At 65.6% G+C, this 19,273-nt stretch carries 19 protein-coding genes and 1 tRNA gene; 6 read left to right on the top strand and 14 right to left on the bottom strand.

Translation table 11 applies throughout. From position 1 onward, the window contains the following. Positions 1-93: 93 nt before the first annotated feature. On the bottom strand, positions 94-4,209 hold the full coding sequence (rpoB, locus tag AC3IS2_RS04295; RefSeq protein WP_489199429.1) for a DNA-directed RNA polymerase subunit beta: 4,116 nt from the start codon (positions 4,207-4,209) through the stop codon (positions 94-96). 331 nt (positions 4,210-4,540) lie between these two features. On the opposite strand from rpoB, the gene AC3IS2_RS04290 reads away from it, so the two are divergent. From AC3IS2_RS04290 to AC3IS2_RS04280, 3 genes are all read left to right on the top strand, one after another. After that, on the top strand, positions 4,541-5,062 hold the full coding sequence (locus tag AC3IS2_RS04290) for an FKBP-type peptidyl-prolyl cis-trans isomerase (RefSeq protein ID WP_489199428.1): 522 nt from the start codon (positions 4,541-4,543) through the stop codon (positions 5,060-5,062). 97 nt (positions 5,063-5,159) lie between these two features. Continuing rightward, positions 5,160-7,103 carry a M61 family metallopeptidase gene (locus AC3IS2_RS04285; RefSeq protein ID WP_489199427.1) on the top strand — a complete coding sequence of 648 codons (1,944 nt, stop codon included), beginning with the start codon at positions 5,160-5,162 and terminating at the stop codon, positions 7,101-7,103. Between the two features lie 47 nt (positions 7,104-7,150). Next, on the top strand, positions 7,151-9,130 hold the full coding sequence (locus tag AC3IS2_RS04280; protein WP_489199426.1) for a M61 family metallopeptidase: 1,980 nt from the start codon (positions 7,151-7,153) through the stop codon (positions 9,128-9,130). 156 nt (positions 9,131-9,286) lie between these two features. Here AC3IS2_RS04280 and rplL read toward each other — a convergent pair whose 3' ends face one another. The 5 genes from rplL to AC3IS2_RS04255 all read right to left on the bottom strand — a co-directional run bounded on the left by rplL (position 9,287) and on the right by AC3IS2_RS04255 (position 12,647). Further along, positions 9,287-9,667, bottom strand: a complete 381-nt coding sequence (gene rplL / locus AC3IS2_RS04275; protein ID WP_431565723.1) for a 50S ribosomal protein L7/L12 — start codon at positions 9,665-9,667, stop codon at positions 9,287-9,289. A 55-nt stretch (positions 9,668-9,722) separates the two neighbouring features. Next, positions 9,723-10,238 (bottom strand): 50S ribosomal protein L10, encoded by a 516-nt coding sequence (gene rplJ, locus AC3IS2_RS04270; protein ID WP_105563614.1) that lies wholly within the window; start codon positions 10,236-10,238, stop codon positions 9,723-9,725. A 313-nt stretch (positions 10,239-10,551) separates the two neighbouring features. Continuing rightward, complete coding sequence (locus tag AC3IS2_RS04265) at positions 10,552-10,986, bottom strand: NUDIX hydrolase (RefSeq protein WP_489199425.1); 435 nt, start codon at positions 10,984-10,986, stop codon at positions 10,552-10,554. After that, on the bottom strand, positions 10,983-11,984 hold the full coding sequence (locus AC3IS2_RS04260) for an inorganic phosphate transporter (protein WP_489199424.1): 1,002 nt from the start codon (positions 11,982-11,984) through the stop codon (positions 10,983-10,985). The genes AC3IS2_RS04265 and AC3IS2_RS04260 overlap by 4 nt, the downstream gene beginning before the upstream one ends. A 6-nt stretch (positions 11,985-11,990) precedes the next feature. Next, complete coding sequence (locus AC3IS2_RS04255; RefSeq protein ID WP_489199423.1) at positions 11,991-12,647, bottom strand: DUF47 domain-containing protein; 657 nt, start codon at positions 12,645-12,647, stop codon at positions 11,991-11,993. A gap of 175 nt (positions 12,648-12,822) precedes the next feature. On the opposite strand from AC3IS2_RS04255, the gene AC3IS2_RS04250 reads away from it, so the two are divergent. Then, positions 12,823-13,989: an aspartyl/asparaginyl beta-hydroxylase domain-containing protein gene (locus tag AC3IS2_RS04250; RefSeq protein ID WP_489199422.1), complete on the top strand. Its 1,167-nt coding sequence runs from the start codon at positions 12,823-12,825 to the stop codon at positions 13,987-13,989. On the opposite strand, the gene AC3IS2_RS04245 is transcribed toward AC3IS2_RS04250, so the two are convergent. Further along, positions 13,986-14,402 carry a winged helix-turn-helix transcriptional regulator gene (locus tag AC3IS2_RS04245; protein WP_489199421.1) on the bottom strand — a complete coding sequence of 139 codons (417 nt, stop codon included), beginning with the start codon at positions 14,400-14,402 and terminating at the stop codon, positions 13,986-13,988. The two genes, AC3IS2_RS04250 and AC3IS2_RS04245, sit on opposite strands and share 4 nt — an antisense overlap. A gap of 56 nt (positions 14,403-14,458) precedes the next feature. Here AC3IS2_RS04245 and AC3IS2_RS04240 point away from each other — a divergent pair, with 56 nt between their 5' ends. Beyond that, on the top strand, positions 14,459-15,070 hold the full coding sequence (locus AC3IS2_RS04240) for an NAD(P)-dependent oxidoreductase (RefSeq protein WP_489199420.1): 612 nt from the start codon (positions 14,459-14,461) through the stop codon (positions 15,068-15,070). A 19-nt stretch (positions 15,071-15,089) separates the two neighbouring features. Here the strand turns inward: AC3IS2_RS04240 and AC3IS2_RS04235 are convergent, their stop codons facing one another. From AC3IS2_RS04235 to AC3IS2_RS04205, 7 genes are all read right to left on the bottom strand, one after another. Beyond that, positions 15,090-15,626 (bottom strand): DUF2059 domain-containing protein, encoded by a 537-nt coding sequence (locus tag AC3IS2_RS04235; RefSeq protein WP_489199418.1) that lies wholly within the window; start codon positions 15,624-15,626, stop codon positions 15,090-15,092. A gap of 113 nt (positions 15,627-15,739) precedes the next feature. Continuing rightward, positions 15,740-16,426, bottom strand: coding sequence for a 50S ribosomal protein L1 (rplA, locus tag AC3IS2_RS04230; protein ID WP_489199417.1), 687 nt, complete (start codon positions 16,424-16,426; stop codon positions 15,740-15,742). Positions 16,427-16,429: 3 nt separating this feature from the next. Then, the gene (rplK, locus tag AC3IS2_RS04225) at positions 16,430-16,861 is read right to left on the bottom strand and encodes a 50S ribosomal protein L11 (protein WP_489199416.1); all 432 of its coding nucleotides are present in this window, start codon (positions 16,859-16,861) and stop codon (positions 16,430-16,432) included. A gap of 199 nt (positions 16,862-17,060) precedes the next feature. Beyond that, on the bottom strand, positions 17,061-17,636 hold the full coding sequence (gene nusG / locus AC3IS2_RS04220; protein WP_489199415.1) for a transcription termination/antitermination protein NusG: 576 nt from the start codon (positions 17,634-17,636) through the stop codon (positions 17,061-17,063). 13 nt (positions 17,637-17,649) lie between these two features. Continuing rightward, positions 17,650-17,949, bottom strand: a complete 300-nt coding sequence (gene secE / locus AC3IS2_RS04215) for a preprotein translocase subunit SecE (RefSeq protein WP_489199414.1) — start codon at positions 17,947-17,949, stop codon at positions 17,650-17,652. A gap of 70 nt (positions 17,950-18,019) precedes the next feature. Continuing rightward, positions 18,020-18,095, bottom strand: a tRNA-Trp gene (locus tag AC3IS2_RS04210). Positions 18,096-18,231: 136 nt separating this feature from the next. Continuing rightward, on the bottom strand, positions 18,232-18,768 hold the full coding sequence (locus AC3IS2_RS04205) for a pyridoxamine 5'-phosphate oxidase family protein (RefSeq protein ID WP_489199413.1): 537 nt from the start codon (positions 18,766-18,768) through the stop codon (positions 18,232-18,234). Between the two features lie 96 nt (positions 18,769-18,864). Between AC3IS2_RS04205 and AC3IS2_RS04200 the strand changes: the two genes are divergently transcribed. After that, complete coding sequence (locus AC3IS2_RS04200) at positions 18,865-19,245, top strand: hypothetical protein (RefSeq protein ID WP_489199412.1); 381 nt, start codon at positions 18,865-18,867, stop codon at positions 19,243-19,245. Positions 19,246-19,273 lie beyond the last annotated feature (28 nt).

Below are 19,273 nucleotides of genomic sequence, written 5' to 3'. Positions count from 1 at the left end.
CTTCTGCGGGAATGCCCCGCGAAAATTCATTCAGAGAGGAGAGGCGGTCGGACCGCCCTCCCCCGCCAGGCGGGAGAGGGCTTCAGTTTCCGATCAGCTGTTCTCCAGCTCCACGTTCAGGCCCAGCGAGCGCATTTCCTTGATGAGAACGTTGAAGCTCTCGGGAATGCCGGCTTCGAAGCTGTCGTCGCCGCGGACGATGGCTTCGTAGACCTTGGTGCGGCCGGCCACGTCGTCGGACTTCACCGTCAGCATTTCCTGCAGGGTGTAGGCGGCGCCGTAAGCTTCCAGAGCCCAGACCTCCATTTCCCCGAAGCGCTGACCGCCGAACTGCGCCTTACCGCCCAGCGGCTGCTGGGTGACGAGCGAGTACGGGCCGATGGAGCGGGCGTGAATCTTGTCGTCGACCAGGTGGTGCAGCTTCAGCATGTAGACATAGCCGACCGTGACCGGACGCTTGAACTGCTCGCCCGTCTGACCGTCGAACAGGATCGACTGGCCCGAACGGTCCAGACCGGCCGAAGCCAGCAGGTCCTCGATGTCCGAGATGTGCGCGCCGTCGAAGACCGGGGTCGCGAAGGGCACGCCCTTGGACAGGTTCTGAGCCAGTTCGATCAGTTCTTCGTCGCTCTGCGGCAGCGGGGTATCGGCGCCGTAGATCTCGGTCAGACGCGACACCAGGGCGTCACGCATACCGCCGTCCATCCACTGCTCGAGCAGGCCCTTGATCTGCTTGCCGAGGCCAGCAGCGGCCCAACCCAGGTGGGTTTCGAAGATCTGACCGATGTTCATGCGCGAAGGCACGCCCAGCGGGTTCAGAACGATGTCGACGTGGGTGCCGTCGTCCAGGTGCGGCATGTCCTCGATCGGCAGGATCTTGGAGATGACGCCCTTGTTTCCGTGACGGCCGGCCATCTTGTCGCCCGGCTGAAGCTTGCGCTTCACGGCCACGAAGACCTTGACCATCTTCATCACGCCAGGCGGCAGTTCGTCGCCGCGTTGCAGCTTCTCGACCTTGTCTTCGAAGCGGCGGTCGAGCGCCTTACGGGCGTCCTCGAACTGCTTCTTCATGGCCTCCAGTTCGCCCATCGCCTTCTCGTCGTCGAGGGCGACCTGCCACCACAGGCCCTTGGACACTTCGGCCAGCTTCTCTTCGGTCACGTCGCCGCGGCCCATGCCCTTCGGACCGGACACGGCGGACTTGCCGAGCAGCAGCGGCTTCAGGCGGCCATAGACGTTGCGCTCAAGGATCTTGAGCTCATCGTCGCGGTCCTTGCCGAGGCGTTCGATTTCGGCGCGTTCGATCGCCACGGCGCGCTCGTCCTTGTCGACGCCGTGACGGTTGAAGACGCGCACGTCGACGACCGTGCCGGCGACGCCGGGCGGCAGACGCAGCGAGGTGTCGCGGACGTCCGAAGCCTTCTCGCCGAAGATGGCGCGAAGCAGCTTCTCTTCCGGCGTCATCGGGCTTTCGCCCTTCGGCGTGACCTTGCCGCACAGGATGTCGCCCGGCTGGACTTCGGCGCCGATGGCCACGATGCCCGCTTCGTCGAGGTTGCGCAGGGCTTCCTCGCCGACGTTCGGGATGTCGCGGGTGATTTCTTCCGGGCCCAACTTCGTATCACGCGCCATCACTTCGAACTCTTCGAGGTGGATGGAGGTGAAGATGTCATCGCGCACGATGCGCTCGGAGATCAGGATGGAGTCTTCGAAGTTGTAGCCGTTCCAGGGCATGTAGGCGACCAGGACGTTACGGCCCAGAGCCAGTTCGCCCAGGTCCGTCGACGGACCGTCGGCGATCACGTCGCCAGCCTTCACTTCATCGCCCACGCGCACGATCGGGCGCTGGTTGATGCAGGTCGACTGGTTCGAGCGCTGGAACTTCGACAGGCGGTAGATGTCGACGCCCGAGCGACCGGCATCCACGTCGCCGGTGGCGCGCAGAACGATACGGGTGCCGTCGATCTGCTCGACCACGCCGTCACGACGGGCGATCACCACAGCGCCGGAGTCCACGGCCACGACCGCTTCCATGCCGGTGCCGACCAGCGGCGCGTCCGACTGCACCAGAGGCACGGCCTGACGTTGCATGTTGGCGCCCATCAGTGCGCGGTTGGCGTCGTCGTTTTCCAGGAACGGGATCAGGGCCGCAGCGACCGAAACGACCTGCTTCGGCGACACGTCCATCATGTCGACGTCGGCCTTGGTCAGCAGCTGGGATTCACCGTTGATCCGGCCGGGGACCAGGTCCTCGACGATCTCGCCCGCCTTCAGCTCAATGTTGGACTGGGCGATAACGTGCTTCGCCTCTTCCATGGCCGAGATGTAGACCACCTCGTCCGTGGCCTTGCCGTCCTTCACGCGACGGTAGGGGCTCTCGATGAAGCCGTACTTGTTGACGCGGGCGTGGGTGGCCAGCGAGTTGATCAGACCGATGTTCGGGCCTTCCGGCGTTTCGATCGGGCAGATACGGCCATAGTGCGTCGGGTGAACGTCGCGGACTTCAAAGCCGGCGCGCTCACGGGTCAGACCGCCCGGGCCAAGCGCCGAAAGGCGACGCTTGTGGGTGATCTCCGACAGCGGGTTGGTTTGGTCCATGAACTGCGACAGCTGCGACGAGCCGAAGAATTCACGCACCGCAGCCGCGGCCGGTTTGGCGTTGATCAGGTCGTGCGGCATGACCGTGTCGATATCGACCGAGGACATGCGCTCCTTGATGGCGCGCTCCATGCGCAGCAGACCGACGCGGTACTGGTTTTCCAGCAGTTCGCCGACCGAACGCACGCGACGGTTGCCCAGGTTGTCGATGTCGTCGATCTCGCCGCGGCCGTCCTTCAGGCCGACCAGGATCTGCAGCACCTTCAGCACGTCGTCCTTTTGCAGGACGCGGATTTCGTCGGAAACCTCGGGGGTCTCCAGACGCATGTTCATCTTGACCCGGCCCACGGCCGACAGGTCGTAGCGTTCCGAGTCGAAGAACAGCGAGTTGAACATCGCTTCGGCGGCTTCCGGGGTCGGCGGCTCGCCCGGACGCATGACGCGATAGATGTCGAACAGGGCGTCTTCACGACCCGTGTTCTTGTCCACGCGCAGGGTGTTGCGCATGTAGGCGCCGACCGTGACGTGGTCGATGTCCAGCACGTCGATGGTGGTGAAGCCGCGCTCTTCCAGCAGGGCGATCGACTCGGCGTCCAGCTCGTCGCCGGCCTCGGCGTAGATCTCGCCGGTCTCATAGTTGACGGCGTCGGCGGCCAGATACTTGGTCAGCAGGGCGTCAGCGGCCAGCGACAGCGACGTCAGGCCGCCGTCGGCCAGCTTCTTGGCGGCGCGGGCGCTGATCTTCTGACCGGCCTGGGCGACCACTTCGCCGGTGTCGGCGTCGACCAGGTCGAACTCCGGCTTCACGCCGCGCCAGCGTTCCGGCTTGTAGGGCGTGACCCAGCCTTCGCCGCGCTTCTCGTAGGGCACGGTCTCGTAGAAGGTCTTGAGGATTTCCTCGCCGTCCATGCCCAGGGCCAGCAGGAAGCTGGAGGCCGGCAGCTTACGACGACGGTCGATACGGACGTAGACCACGTCCTTGGCGTCGAACTCGAAGTCCAGCCACGAGCCGCGGTAGGGAATGACGCGGGCGGCGAACAGCAGCTTGCCCGACGAGTGGGTCTTGCCCTTGTCGTGGTCGAAGAAGACGCCCGGCGAACGGTGCATCTGCGAGACGATCACGCGCTCGGTGCCGTTGACGATGAAGGTGCCCTTGTCCGTCATGAGCGGGATGTCGCCCATGTAGACATCCTGCTCCTTGATGTCCTTGACCGAACGGGCGCCCGTTTCTTCCTCGGTCTCAAAGACGATCAGACGCAGCTTGACCTTCAGCGGCGCGGCATAGGTCATGTCGCGCTGGATGCATTCTTCGACGTCGTACTTGGGGTCCTCGAACTCGTAGGACACGTACTCCAGGACGGCGCGCTCGTTGAAGTCCTTGATCGGGAAGACCGACTTGAAGACCGCCTCGATGCCCTGGTCCTTGCGCAGACCGCTGCGCACTTCGCGCTGCAGGAACTGCTCGTAGGAAGCGCGCTGAACCTCGATCAGGTTCGGCATCTTCACCGCTTCGGGGATGCGCCCGAACGAGTGACGAATACGCTTCTTTCCGGTGAACGAGGTGGCGGAGGCGATCTTACCCAGGGCGAGACCGTCAGTGGAGTTTGCCATTCTGTTTTCCCAATCGCGAGCCCACCCCACTAAGGAATGAAGACCCGACGTCAATGCAGCAGCCACGGCCCGCCATTCGGCGATCCGTGACCGTAAGTTCTCTCGGCGCCCACCCTCGACCCGCTGCGGGGTCAGGGCGCCTGATATGCCCGCTCCTTGGGAAAGGAGCGACGCCTGCGCACCGGTCGGAGGGCGACAAACCGGGCCTCGGCGCTTTCGCGCGGGATTCATGGAATCTGCGGAGCGCGCATATATACGCCGATCTCCGGCGAAATAAAGGCCCTCGACGCAAGCAGGTGACAGTTTCGATCGGCGTGATAAGCCTAGCCTTATGAACCGCATCGCTTTGCCCGCGCTCGCCGCGACCGCCCTCGCCCTGACCCTGTCCGCTTGCGCCACCGCACCCGCCACGACCGCCCAGGTCGTCCCGCAAGGCCCCGCCACTCAGGAGAACTGGGAGGTCGGCCAGACCGCCTATCTGATGTGGAACGGCCAGCGTCGCGGCTGGACCGCCACCCCGTCCGGTCTTCAGTACCGCCGCGTCGGCAAGGCCAAGCCGAACGGCGTCCAGCCGACCGCCACCGACACTGTCAAGGTCCACTACCGTGGCACCTTCATCGACGGGCGCGAGTTCGACAGCTCCTATTCGCGCAACCAGCCCGCCAGCTTCCCGCTGAACCGCGTCATCAAGGGCTGGACCGAGGGTGTCGCCCTGATGCGTACAGGCGAAACCTATGAGTTCGTCATCCCCGCCGATCTGGCCTACGGCGCGCGCTGGGTCGGGGGCGAGATCCCGCCGAACTCGGCCCTGCGCTTCACCGTCGAACTGCTGGAAGTGAACCCGGCAGGCTGACACGGCTTTGTCATACGGCCTTGACGCAGGGTGCGACACATTGTGGTCTGCGCCCCCGTCGGGCCGCGTGGGGGCGGCTGTTTCCGGATTTCCTGTGATGAAGCGTTTCGCCCTGGCCGTCAGCGCCGCCGCCCTGCTGGTTTCAATGGGCGCGCCCGCTCTGGCCCAGGTCGGCACGCCCGCCCTGCCCGTCACCCTGGCGCCCATCCCTGAACCGCGCGACGTCGCCTATCCGGGCGTCATCAGCATCGACGTGGACGCCACCGACATCGACCGCCGGCTGGTCCAGGTGCGCCAGACCATTCCCGTGACCCAGGCAGGACCGATGGTTCTGCTCTATCCCCAGTGGATTCCCGGCGCCCACGGCCCGGTCGGCCCGGTCGCCAATGTCGGCGGCCTGACCTTCACCGCCAACGGTCAGCGGCTGGAATGGGTGCGCAACACGGTCCAGCCCTGGGCCTATCAGATCGAGGTGCCGACCGGCGTCAGCCAGATCGAGGTCGCCTTCCAATGGCTGACCCCCATCGAGGGCGGTCAGGGCCGCGTCGTCGTCACCCCCGAGATGCTGAACATCCAGTGGGAGAAGGCCCTGCTCTATCCCGCCGGCCACCACTCGCGTCAGATCACCTTCAAGCCGAGCCTGAAACTGCCCGCCGGCTGGAACTATGGCGCGGGGCTGGACACTGTCAGCTTTGAGAACGGCCTGGCGACCTTCGCCCCCATCACCCTGGATCATCTGGCCGACAGCCCCGTCTTCGCCGGTCAGCACTATCGCCAGATCGACCTCGATCCGGGCGGCCGCTCGCCGGTCCGCCTGAACGTGGTGGCCGACACCGCCAAGATGCTGGAAGCCACCGACGAGCATATCCAGTTGCACCGCAACCTCGTCCAGCAGGCCGACCGCCTGTTCGGCGCCCGCCACTTCAACCACTACGACTTCCTGCTGGCCGTGACGGACAAGCTAGGCGGCATCGGCCTGGAGCATCACCGCTCGTCCGAGAACAGCGCCGATCCCAAATACTTCACCGACCGCGAGGGCACGCTCGCCGACCGCGACCTCTTGGGCCACGAATACACCCACAGCTGGAACGGCAAGTGGCGCCGCCCCGCCGACCAGATGACGCCCAACCTCAACGAGCCGCTGCAGAACTCCCTGCTGTGGGTCTATGAGGGCCAGACCCAGTACTGGGGCCTGGTCCTGACCGCCCGTGCGGGCCTGATGTCGAAGCAGCAGGCGCTGGATGTCCTGGCCATGACCGCCGCCAGCTTCCAGCACATCCCCGGCCGCCAGTGGCGCGCCATGCAGGACACCACCAACGACCCCATCATCAGCCAGCGCCGCCCGCAGCCGTGGGGCAGCTATCAGCGCAGCGAGGACTACTACCGCGAAGGTTCGCTGATCTGGCTGGACGCCGACACCCTGATCCGCGAGCAGACCGGCGGCAAGAAATCGCTGGACGACTTCGCCAAGGCCTTCTTCGGCGTCGAGGACGGCGACTGGAACCCGGCCCCCTACACCTTCGACACCGTGACCTCGACCCTAAACGGGGTGCAGGCCAGCAACTGGGCCACCTTCCTGCGCGAGCGTCTGGACGCAGTCGGCCCGACCTCGCGCGGTCCGCTGGACGGCATCGAACGCGGCGGCTACCGCCTGGTCTTCAAGGAGGAGCCGTCCGCCTACATGGGCGCTCTGTATAAAGAACTGGGCCGCAACGACTTCACCTACTCGCTCGGTTTCATGATGAACGGGTCGAACAAGATCACTTCGGTCGTCTGGGGCGGCCCGGCCTTCGAGCAAGGCCTGACCTCGGGCTGGGAAGTCGTCGCCGTCGGCGGTCGCGCCGCCTCGGCCGATGCGCTCAAGGAGGCCGTCACAGCCGCCAAGGGATCGGCCGAGCCCATCGAACTGATCCTCAAGAACGGCGACCGCTTCAGGACGGTGCGCTTCGACTATCATGACGGCCTGCGCTACCCGCATCTGGAGCGGATCGAGGGCACGCCCGACCGCCTGGGCGACATCCTGTCGCCCCGCCGCCGCTAGTCAGCCCTGCTATCAACGCCTGTCTGCATTTGAGTTCTGGATTCCCGATGACCCGACGTCTGCCCGCCGCCGCCCTCGCCCTGTTGCTGACCTCGGTCGCCTCGACCGCGCTCGCTCAACAGTGGACCGGCCCGCAGGCGCCGGCCTCGCCGACCGCCCAGAACACGCCGCTGGGCCTGCCTCGCGCCCTGCCGCCGATCCCCGCCCCGACGGCCGCCGCCTATCCCGGCGTCATCAAGTATGAAGTCGATGCGACCGACGTGGAGCGCAAGATCGTTCGCGTCCGCCAGACTATCCCGGTCTCGACCGGGCCGCTGGTCCTGCTCTATCCGAAATTCCTGCCCGGCAACCACGCCGACACCGGCCCGATCCAGCTGATCTCGGGCGTCACTGTGACCGGCGGCGGGAACCGGATCGACTGGCTGCGCGACACCATCGACCCCCACGCCTTCCACATCGACGTCCCCCAGGGCGTCAGCGAGATCGTGGTCGAGTTCCAGTGGCTGACCCAGCCCGACAGCTCGACCTGGCGCGTCGTCATGACCCCCGAGATGGTCAACCTGCAGTGGGAGAAGGCCCTGCTCTATCCCGCCGGCTACCGCTCGACCGGCATCACCTTCGCCCCCTCGATCCGCCTGCCGCAGGGCTGGAAATACGGCACGGCCCTGGCTGCCGACAGCTATGACAACGGCCTGGCGACCTTCAAGCCGACCGACCTCTACACCCTGATCGACAGCCCCCTGTTCGGCGGCGCCAATTTCCAGCGGATCGAGATCGACCCCAAGGGCGAGGCCGTCCACCTGAACATCGTCGCCGACGAGGCCAAGAACATCGCCCCCACCGCGGAGCAGATCGCCTGGTTCGAGAACCTCGTCACCCAGGCCGACCGCCTGTTCGGCGCCCGCCCCTATGACCGCTACGACTTCCTGGTCGCCGCCACGTCGAAGATGGGCGGCATCGGTCTGGAGCATCACCGCTCGTCCGAGAACTCGGTCCCGACCGACTTCTTCACCACCTGGGGCAAGGACCTGGGCGCCGTCGGCCTTCTGCCGCACGAGTTCGTCCACGCCTGGAACGGCAAGCGCCAGCGCCCCGCCGACGAGCTGACCGCCAACCACAACATCCCGACCCAGAACACCCTGCTCTGGGTCTATGAGGGCCAGACGGAATACTGGGGCGACGTGCTGACCGCCCGCTCGGGTCTGGCCTCCAAGGAGGACATCCTCGTCAGCCTGGCCGAGAACGCCGCCTTCTACGACAACCAGCCAGGCCGCGCCTGGCGCCCGCTGCAGGACACGAACAACCACAACCTGCTCGGCTACCGGACCAGCAATCCCTATGCGTCGTGGATGCGCGGCACCGGCGACTACTACCGCGAGTCCCTGCTGATCTGGCTGGACGCCGACACCCTGATCCGCGAGGCGACGGGCGGCAAGAAGTCGCTGGACGACTTCGCCAAGGGCTTCTTCGGCGGCGACGACGGCTCCTACGCCCCGCGCGGCTACGTCTTCGACGACGTGGTCGCGGCCCTGAACGCCGTCCATCCGCACGACTGGGCCGGGTTCCTGCGCACCCGCCTGGACGCGACCGGCCCCGACGCCCGCGCCCCGCTCGACGGTCTGGCGCGCGGCGGCTACCGCCTGACCTACACCGACAGCCTGACCGCCGCCGAAAAGCGCATCCAGTCGGGCTGGGACAAGGACTTCCAGTATTCCCTGGGCTTCACCCTGTCCGCGACGAACAAGCTGACGGGCGTCCGCTGGGGCGGCCGCGCCTTCGAGACCGACATCGGCCCCGGCTGGGAACTGGTCGCCGTCAACGACACGGCCGCCTCTGCCGAGAAGCTGCGCGACGCCGTCACCGCCGCCAAGGGCACGGACGCGCCGATCCGCCTGCTGCTCAAGAACGGCGACCGCTTCAAGACCGTAGCCTTCGACTACCACGACGGCCTGCGCTACCCGCGCCTAGAGCGCATCCCCGGCACGCCGGACCGCATCGGCGACATCCTCAGCCCGCGTCGCCGCTAGGACGCCGCGCCAGAAACAGAAACGGCCCGGGAGCGATCCCGGGCCGTTTTTCTATGCCGCCTGGGCCGCGCCCAAAAGAAAACGGGCCGGAGGTTTCCCTCCGACCCGTTCCTTGAAGTCTTGCCTTCGGCCGAAGCCGAGGACCAGGACCCGATCTTACTTGATCTGGATCTTGGCGCCGGCTTCTTCGAGCTTCTTCTTCAGCTCTTCAGCGACTTGCTTCGAGACGTTCTCGACGACGTTCTGCGGAGCGCCTTCGACCAGGTCCTTGGCTTCCTTCAGACCCAGGTCGGTGCGGACGCCGCGGACTTCCTTGATCACGTTGATCTTCTTGTCGCCGCCGTCCACCAGGACAACGGTGAACTCGGTTTGCTCTTCAGCGGCTTCAGCCGGAGCAGCGGCGCCGGCGACAGCGGCGACGGCGACCGGAGCGGCGGCCGAGACGCCCCACTTGTCTTCCAGCAGCTTCGACAGTTCAGCGGCTTCCAGGACGGTCAGAGCCGACAGTTCTTCAACGATCTTGGCGAGATCAGCCATTTTAGTCTTCCTTCGGTAGGATGAGGTTCAGAGAGATATGCAGAGATGACGAGGCTTAGGCGGCGTCTTTGGTCGCGTATGCGTTGAAGACGCGAGCCAGTTGGCCGGCGGGTGCTTGCAGAACGCCAGCGACCTTGGTCGCCGGGGCTTGCAGCAGGCCGATCAGCTTGCCACGCAGTTGGTCCAGCGACGGCAGCTTGGACAGGGCGTCGACGCCCGCGGCGTCCAGCACCTTGTCGCCCATGAAACCGCCGATGAGCTTGAACTTGTCGTTGCCCTTGGCGAATTCAGCCGCGACCTTCGCGGCGGTGACGGGGTCGGCTGCATATGCGATGCCCACGGGACCCTTGAACAGGTCGTGGTACTCGCTGCCTTCCTCGACGCCCAGCGCCTTGAGCGCCAGACGGTTTTTCACCACCTTGAACGCGCCGCCTTCTTTACGAAGGCGACCACGCAGGTCTTCCATCTCCGCAACGGTCAGACCCAGGTTGTGGGTCACGACCACGGCGCCCGCGTCGGCGAACACGCTCTTCAGCGATTCGATCGACTCGGCTTTTTGTGCGCGGTCCATTGCGGTCTCCAGTTTTGGTATTCGCCGCCGGGCTAATTCCCGACGACGGATTTGGCCATAGCGCCGCGCATCGCTGCACAGCGTTCAGGCCGGTCTTATTGTCCGAAGGAAGCAGGCCGGTCCGGCCGAAAACGGCTGGACGAAGGTCTTTGCATCCCCATCTCCCCACGGCGCCAGAGGGCTCTCTGACGATTATGACGCGGGTGGCCCCCACGTCCCGAAGTTCTCGGACAGGATCCGCCACGGCCGAAGCCATGACGAGAAGCCGCGCTCTATACACGGCCTGACGACGAAATCAACGGCGCCGCCGGGGTTAGGGCTGAAAATCCCGGATCAGCTCGGCCAGATCGGCTTCGTGCACCGATGCGGCGGCTTCGGCCTGGGACATCCAGCGGCGCTCGCGTTGCAGGGATTCGGGCCAGGCCCCCGACTGGATCAGAACCTCCAGCGGATAGACGGCGACGATACAGGCCTGGGTCGCGCCGGACTTCAGGCGCTTGGCGTAGCGAAAATGACCGACCGGCGCCTCCAGCGTCTCGCCCTGCACGCCCGCTTCTTCGTAGGCTTCCTGCGCCGCCGCCTGCGGATCGGTCTTGCCGACCATGCGGCCGCCCTTGGGGATGACCCAGCGACGGGTCTCGCGCGAGGTGATCATCATCACCTCGACCCCGCCCTCGCCCCGACGCCACGGCAGGGCTGCGACCTGACGGGTCTCGGACGTCTCGGTGCGGAACCTGCCCGTCGTCACGTCAGGAACAAGCCTCCGAGGAAGTAGAAGATCGCCCCGATGGCGGCGGCGGCCGGCATGGTGACGAACCAGGCGGTGACGATGCTGCGGGCGATGCTCCAGCGCACGGCCGAGACGCGCTTGGCTGCGCCCACGCCGATGATGGCGCCGGTGATGGTGTGGGTGGTCGAAACCGGGATGCCCATGCTGGTCGCGGCGAACAGGGTGATGGCCCCGCCCGTCTCGGCGCAGAAGCCCTGCTGCGGGCTGAGCCGCGTGATGCGCGAGCCCATGGTGTGGACGATCTTCCAGCCGCCGAACAGGGTGCCCAGGGCGATCATGGCCTGACAGGTGATGACCACCCAGAAGGGCACGTGGAACTCGCCGCCCAGCATCCCGCGCGAATACAGCAGGATGGCGATGATCCCCATGGTCTTCTGCGCGTCATTGCCCCCGTGCCCCAGCGAGTAGGCCGAGGCCGAAACGAACTGCAGGCCCCGGAAGATCCGATCGGCGAAATTGGGGTTGGCCTTGGCGAACAGCCACGACACGATCAGCACCAGCAGCAGCGCCAACAGGAAGCCGATGGCCGGCGACATGAAGATGGCGCCCACCGTCTTCAGCACCCCGGCGATGACCACCGCGCTAGTCCCCGCCTTGGCGATGCCCGCGCCCAGCAGGCCGCCGACCAGGGCGTGCGAACTGGACGACGGAATGCCGCCCAGCCAGGTGATGACGTTCCAGCTGATCGCCCCCATCAGGGCGCCGAAGATGACCTGATCCGAAATCACGTCGGGCGAGATGATCCCCCGTCCGATCGTGTCGGCCACGTGCAGGCCGAAGAACAGGAAGGCGATGAAGTTGAAGAAGGCGGCCCAACCGACCGCATAGATCGGCGGCAGCACCCGCGTCGCGACGATGGTGGCGATGGAATTGGCCGCGTCGTGCAGGCCGTTCAGGAAGTCGAACAGCAGAGCGACGCCGATCAGGAAGACCAGGATCAGGAGGGCGTGATCCATCGAACCCTACAGGTGCTCGACCAGGACGCCGTTGATGCGGTTCGCCACATCCTCGAAGCGGTCGATGATCTTCTCCAGATGGTCATAGACCTCGCCGCCGATGATGAAGCCCAGGGTGTTGCCCCCGGTCATGTCATGACGATGCGCCTCGTACAGCGCCTTCATGCCTTCGTCGTAGAGTTTGTCGCTCTGGCTCTCGAGCACGGCGATCTGTTCGGTCAGGGCGTTCAGGCGCTCGTGATTCTTGCGCATGGCCGGCAGCAGGGACACCGCCTCGACCGTCAGGGCGCCGCACTGCACCGCAATGTCGGCCAGTTCACGCATCTTGGGAGCGAAGTCGCGCATTTCATACAGGGTGACGACCTTGGCCGTCTTCTGCATCTGGTCGATCGTATCATCCAGCGAGTTGGTCAGGCCGCGAATGTCCGAACGGTCGAACGGGGTGATGAAGCTGCGGCGCACGGCGAACAGGACTTCGCGCGCGACCTCGTCGGCCTCATGCTCGTGATCGACGATCTTCTGGCACCAGTCGGCCGTCGCGTCGCCGCCCTCCATCGTGTGGCGCAACGCATCCGCGCCCTTCACCAGGGTGGCGGCGTGGGCGTCGAACAGGCGAAAGAAGTTGTCTTCCTTGGGCAACAGCGCCTGGAACCAGCTCAGCATGGGTCGTCTCCGCAATAGCCGCGCGAGGCGACAGCGCCCCAAGACCGGATTCCGATCCCCTTCGTCAAGTCATCCGCACACGGAAATTGCCGTTTCCCACAATCCCCGTTGACGCGGTCTGCGGCAATGCAACATTACGCTCCGTTCATGATTGTGTCCGCATTGGGGAGTGCGCATGCCCGACCATAGTCCTGCGCAGGAACAATTCCTGATCCAAGCCGGTCAGGCCCTGGCCCGACGCGATCCCCACCAGGCCTTGGCGCTGCTGGACCGGGCCGACGCCCTGGGACGGACGCACAACGCCACGCTGAACCGCGCGGTCGCACTTCGTCTGCTGGGGGATTTCCACGCTTCGCTCGCCGTGCTGGACGAAGCCCTGGACATGAAGCCCTACGACTTCGCCGCCCTGCTGGCGAAGGGCGCCATGCTGGAGAAGATCAAACAGCCCAAGGCGGCGGTCGAGGTCTATCGCAACGCTCTGAAGATCGCCCCGCCGCGCGCCCACTGCCAGCCGGCGGTCGTCGCCCAGATGGACTATGCCGCCCGGATGGTCGACCAGCACGCGCGGGCGCTGGGAGACTTCTTGCGCCAGCGCCTGGCGGGCTTGCGCGCCGACGTTGGCGAAGCGGCGCTGGATCGGTTCGATGAAGGCCTGGAAATCTACGCCGGCCTGATCCAGCCGCCGAAACAGCAACCGCTGCTGCTGAACTACCCTCGCCTTCCCATCATCCCCTTCTACGACCGCAGCCTGTTCCCCTGGCTGTCCACGCTCGAGGAGGCCACGCCCGTCATTCAGGAAGAACTCTCGAACCTGCTGGCCACAGCCATCGACGAGTTCGCGCCCTACATCGCCTACCCCAAGGGCGCGCCGGTCAATCAATGGGGCGAACTGAACCACTCCCGCAAATGGAGCTCTCTGTTCCTGTGGAAGGACGGACGACGCCAGGACGATGCCTGCGCCCGCTGCCCGCGCACCGCCGCCCTGCTGGAAAGCCTGCCGATGGCGGACCAGGACAGCTTCGCGCCGACGGCCATGTTCTCCGCCCTGCAGCCGCACACCCACATCCCGGCGCACACGGGTTCGTCCAACGTCCGCCTGCTGGCCCACCTGCCGATCATCCTGCCCGGACCGGCCCGCTTCCGCGTCGGCAATACGACGCGGCCGTGGGAAATGGGCAAGGCCTGGGTGTTCGACGACACCATCGAACACGAGGCCTGGAACGACGCCGACGACCTGCGCGTCATCCTCATCTTCGACGTCTGGAACCCCTATCTGGACGACAAGGAAAAGGTGCTGATCACCGAAATGATGAAGGCTCAGCGCGACTTCCAGGCTGCTTAAACAGCCCGCCGGTCATAAGCCGCCTGGGCCTGCCCCACCTCCGGCATCCGCGTCTCGGCCCAATCGATCACGGGCTGGAGCGCCTGAACCAGGGTCAGCCCCAGCGGCGTGATCGCATAGGTGACGGACACTGGAACCGTCGCCTCGACCGTGCGTGTCGCCAGGCCGTCCCTCTCCATCTGGCGCAGGGTCTGGCTCAGCATCTTCTGCGACACGCCCTCGATGCGCCGCTTCAAGGCGTTGAAGCGCATCGGTCCGTCCGCCAGCGTGGTGAGCAGCAGCACCGTCCACTTGTCCGCAATGCGGTCCAGCAGAAGCCGCGTCGGACAGTTGGCCGCATAGACGTCGCCGCGCCAAAGCGCCGGGGCGGTTTCCGCCGAGTGACCAGATGAGATTTCGGTGCCTTCTTGCATGGCTGCTTCCCATAGCACACCTGGTCTCCATTGGTAACTTACTGGAGACGCCCATCATGAAAGTCGCAGTCCTCGGCGCCAGCGGCCGCGCCGGATCGGAAATCGTCAAGGAACTGGCCCGTCGCGGCCATCAGGTGACGGGCGTCGCCCGCAACCCCGCGCGCATCCCGACCGGCGACGGGATCACCGCTGCCAACGGTGACGCGAACGACCCAACCGCCCTCGCCTCGCTGCTGAAGGGCGCTGACGCCGTGGTCAGCGCCATCATGTTCGTCGACACCACCCCGGACACGCTGATCGCGGCGGTCAAGGCGGCGGACGCGCCGCGCTATCTGGTGGTCGGCGGCGCCGGCAGCCTGGAGGCCGCGCCGGGCCTGGAGGTCATCGACACCCCGGACTTCCCCGAGATCTACAAGGCCGAGGCTTCGGCGGGCGGACGCTTCCTGGATCGCCTGCGTCAGGAAGCCGATCTGGACTGGACCTTCCTGTCCCCCTCCGCCCTATTCGACGGCGGCGAACGCACCGGTCGGTTCCGCCTGGGCGGCGACGCCCTGCTGATCGGCGCCGACGGCCACAGCGCCATCTCCTTCCCCGACTACGCCATCGCCATGGTCGATGAAATCGAAACGCCGAAGCATAGCCGCCAGCGCTTCACCGTCGGCTACTGAGCGGAGCGACAGGCGGCGTCTACTTGGCGGGAGCCGCCTGTCCGCCCTGCGCCTTCAGCGCGGACGTCATGTTCTGCCGATCTTCAGCCGAGCACTCCAGACGGTCGCAAAGACGGTCCATGGCGCGTTCAAGAACAGGCGGCAGAACAGTTTGCGCCACGACGGCGATACGCGGCGCCGCCTCATAGCTCTTGCGAACCATCGAGCGCCCCACATCGCTCTCATAGAAGGCGACGAGCGCGCGCAATTCTTCCAGCGTGAAGGTTTCGGCATAGACCGGAGCCATCGCCTTGAAGAGGGCGGGCATATACTCCTGCATCATCTCGGACATGGTGTCCCGGACCGCGCGAGCGTCTTCGGGATCCATGCCCGCCGTAGCCGGAAACAGGCCTGCGAACGACTCCTCCATCGCCTTGGCCATGTCCTCGACCTGCATCGAGGCGACATAGCGATAGGCCAGATCAAGCCGTTCCGAAGCCTCGTCGCGCGCACTCGCCGACAGAGGCGCCGCCAGCACGACCAGGGCGGCGCAAAGGCCAGTGAGAAATCGCAACATGAATCAGCTTCCCCTCGAAAGCTTCGCCATGCCCACTCAGCAACCGCCGGTCAACGAAAAAGCGGCGGAGATTGCTCTCCGCCGCTTTCGTAGTTTCAGACTGAAGCCTGAGATCAGACCAGCGAAGCCGGATCGATCTTGAAGCCCGGGCCCATCGTCGACGACAGGGTGATGCGCTTCACATAGGTGCCCTTGGCGCCCGACGGCTTGGCGCGGTTCAGAGCGTCCACGTAAGCCTTGACGTTGGCTTCCAGGGCTTCCTGCGTGAACGAGACCTTGCCGATGCCGCCGTGAGCGATACCGGCCTTCTCGACGCGGAACTCGACGGCGCCGCCCTTGGCGTCCTTGACGGCTTGGGCGACGTTCGGGGTCACGGTGCCGACCTTCGGGTTCGGCATCAGGCCGCGCGGGCCCAGCACCTTACCCAGACGGCCGACCAGGGCCATCATGTCGGGCGACGCGATGACGCGGTCGAAGTCCATCAGGCCGCCGTTGATCTTCTCGTACAGATCCTCGGCGCCGACGTATTCAGCGCCGGCGGCGCGGGCTTCATCAGCCTTGGCGTCCTTGGCGAAGACGGCGACGCGGACGTCGCGGCCGGTGCCCGACGGCAGATTGACGACGCCGCGGACCTGTTGGTCGGCGTGACGCGGGTCGACGCCCAGGTTGACGGCGATTTCCATCGACTCGTCGAACTTGGCCTTGGCGTTGTCCTTGACCAGCTTGATGGCGTCGGCGAACGGCAGGAGGTCCTGCGAAACGCCGGTGCGAGCCTTGTGAGCCTTGGTTTGCTTAGCCATGGATTAGCCCTCCACCACTTCGATGCCGATTGCGCGGGCCGAGCCTTCGATGATGCGCATTGCTGCGTCCATATCGTTGGCGTTCAGGTCTTTCATCTTCGCTTCGGCGATCTCGCGAACTTGCGCTTGCGTGACCTTGCCGGCGATTTCGCGACCGACGAGCTTGGCGCCCGACTTAATGCCAGCGGCCTGCTTCAGGTAGAAGGTGGCCGGCGGGGTCTTGGTGATGAAGGTGAAGGACTTGTCCTGATAGACCGTGATCACGGTCGGCAGGGGCGTACCCTTGGCCACCTTCTCAGTGCGTGCGTTGAACTCCTTGCAGAAGCCCATGATGTTGACGCCGCGCTGACCCAGTGCCGGGCCGATCGGGGGCGAAGGCGTGGCCGAACCGGCCGCAACTTGCAGTTTGATATAGCCGAGAATCTTCTTGGCCATTGGTCTCTCCTATCGATGACCCCAGGCCTGAGCCTCGGAGCCGGTGAGCCGTGGTGCGGCATGGCTGCCTTCCACGGATTTGCCGCCTGACGACTCGAAGGCCGCCGGGCGAAGGCGCGCGTTTAGCAGGGAGGCCCTGTAAACGCAAACGAGGGCCGCAAGGCGCGGCCCCCGAATGATTGAACCGAAAAGGTCCGGCTTAGCCGCCGGTCTTCTCGACCTGATTGTATTCCAGATCCACCGGGGTCGGGCGGCCGAAGATGGACACGGCCACGCGCAGGCGGGCGTTGTCCTCGTCGACGCTCTCGACCTGACCGTCGAAGCTGGCGAACGGACCGTCGATGACCTTGACGGTCTCGCCGATGTCGAAGCGGATCGTGGGCTTCGGACGCTCGACGCCCTCTTCCACGGCGCCGATGATGTTCTGGACCTCACGCTCCGAGACCGGCAGGGGCTTGGTGCCGCCCGCGGCGCCCAGGAAGCCCGTGACCTTCGGCGTGTTCTTGACCAGGTGATAGGCGTTGTCGGTCATCTCCATCTTCACCAGCACGTAGCCGGGGAAGAATTTGCGTTCCGAGTTCACCTTGCGGCCGCGACGGATCTCGACGACTTCCTCGGTCGGAACCAGGATTTCGGAGAAGTTGTCTTCCAGGCCTTGCTGCTTCGCCTGCTCGCGCAGTTGCTCTGCGACCTTCTTTTCGAAGTTCGAGTAGGCGTTGACGATATACCATTTGTGGCGGGGATTGGCCGCCGGCTTGGGCGCTGCATCAGTCATGTGCGCGTCTCCTTTATTGGCCGAGGCCGAGAATGAAGCGGGACGCAAAGCCCAGACCCGTATCGACGATCCAGAAGAAGGCCGAGGCGATCAGGACCATGATGAAGACCATCACGGACGTGATCCAGGTCTCCTTGCGGCTGGGCCAGACGATCTTGCGGCCTTCAGCGCGAACCTGGCTGAAGAACTGGGCCGGCGACGTCTTTTTCTTGGGTGCAGGCGCGTCTACGGCGACCGTGGCTGCGCCTTGTGCGGCGGCTGCGGTCTGGTTTCCCACGGTGCGGCGACCGCCGGGGGTCTTCGCCTTGGCCATATGACGTCTCTTCAACCTCTGGAACCTGTCGCCTCACATGGGAACTCCCAAGCGACCGCGACAGGGGGAATGGCAGGAGCGGAGGGACTCGAACCCACGACCCTCGGTTTTGGAGACCGATGCTCTACCAGCTGAGCTACACTCCTAGTGTCCCGGACAAAGATCAATGCGCCGTGAGCAAGCTCGACGGCGCTAACCTCGCCAGAGGGGCGCATATGCCTGACGCCTGACGGCATTTCAAGGGGCGTTTCGCGATAACCACCGACAGATGCGCAGCTTTGTTCAAAACAGCCGCGCCACCGCGCTGGGCTCATAGCTGACGCCGTGCACTACACGGTCGGGATCGCCGATCGAGAAGGTCTGGGCGCGGCTGCGGCCGTCGACCACGGCCACTGCTTCGACCAGTTCGGGAATCACCTTCACCACCGCAACCGAGTCGCCGCCAGGGGCGTAGGGGCTGACATCAGGCGAGCGGGCGATGATCATGTCGTTCAGGCGCTGGACCTCGTCGCCGTCCGTCACCTCCTCGGCCATGCCGTCGATGGACAGGCCGACGGCCTCCCCCTCCCCGGCCACGCCGCGCACGGCCACGCCCACGCGCGGGTCGGCGATGATGTTGCGCAGCTTCTCGCTGTCGCGGGCGGTGACGAAATAGAGGTTCAGCCCGTCGTTCAGATAGCCCAGCGTGCTGGCCTGAGGGCGGCCGTCGGCGCGGTTGCAGGCCAAGGTCATCAGCTTCTGCCCGTCGAGCAGCTTGAGGATCGCGGCCACCGCCGCCCCGTGAATCGGCGTCGGATTCAAGTAGTCTGAAACGCTCATGGCCTGTCCTCCGTTCGGCGGACCGTGCGACGGGCGCGGCGGAATCGCCTTGACGCAGATCAATGTAACTCAGCCGTCGTCGGGCGAAATGGTTCCATGACCGAGCCTCGCCTGATGCCCGACGCCCCTCGCCTGGACGTCGTCCCCCTGACCGAGGCCGAGGCGCCGGCCGAGTTCGCCCTCGCCCGGCTATGGCGGCCCGATCTGGGCGCTGACCAGTGGCGGACCTTCCTTCACGACTGGCGCGCGGCCCCCGACAGCCGCGGCATCCTCAGCGCTCGCAGCCAGCGCGGCGGCGTCCTGGGTTTCGTCAGCTGGTGGCGCCAGCCGGATCTGGAGTATGGCGAAACCCTGTGGGTCGGCCCCTTCGTGGTGCGCGAGATGGGCGTGCGCCCACTGGTGCGACAAAGCCTGGCCGTTGAGCTGACCGCCCTGGCCCACCGGCTGGGCGCCAGGCTGCGCTACGCCGAAGACTAGGACAGCCTGCCCTATTCGAAACTGATCT

This window comes from Brevundimonas sp. KH_025, assembly GCF_057839885.1.
The sequence above is the reverse complement of the archived record's forward strand: the minus strand, read 5'-3'. Positions and strand labels throughout refer to the sequence as shown.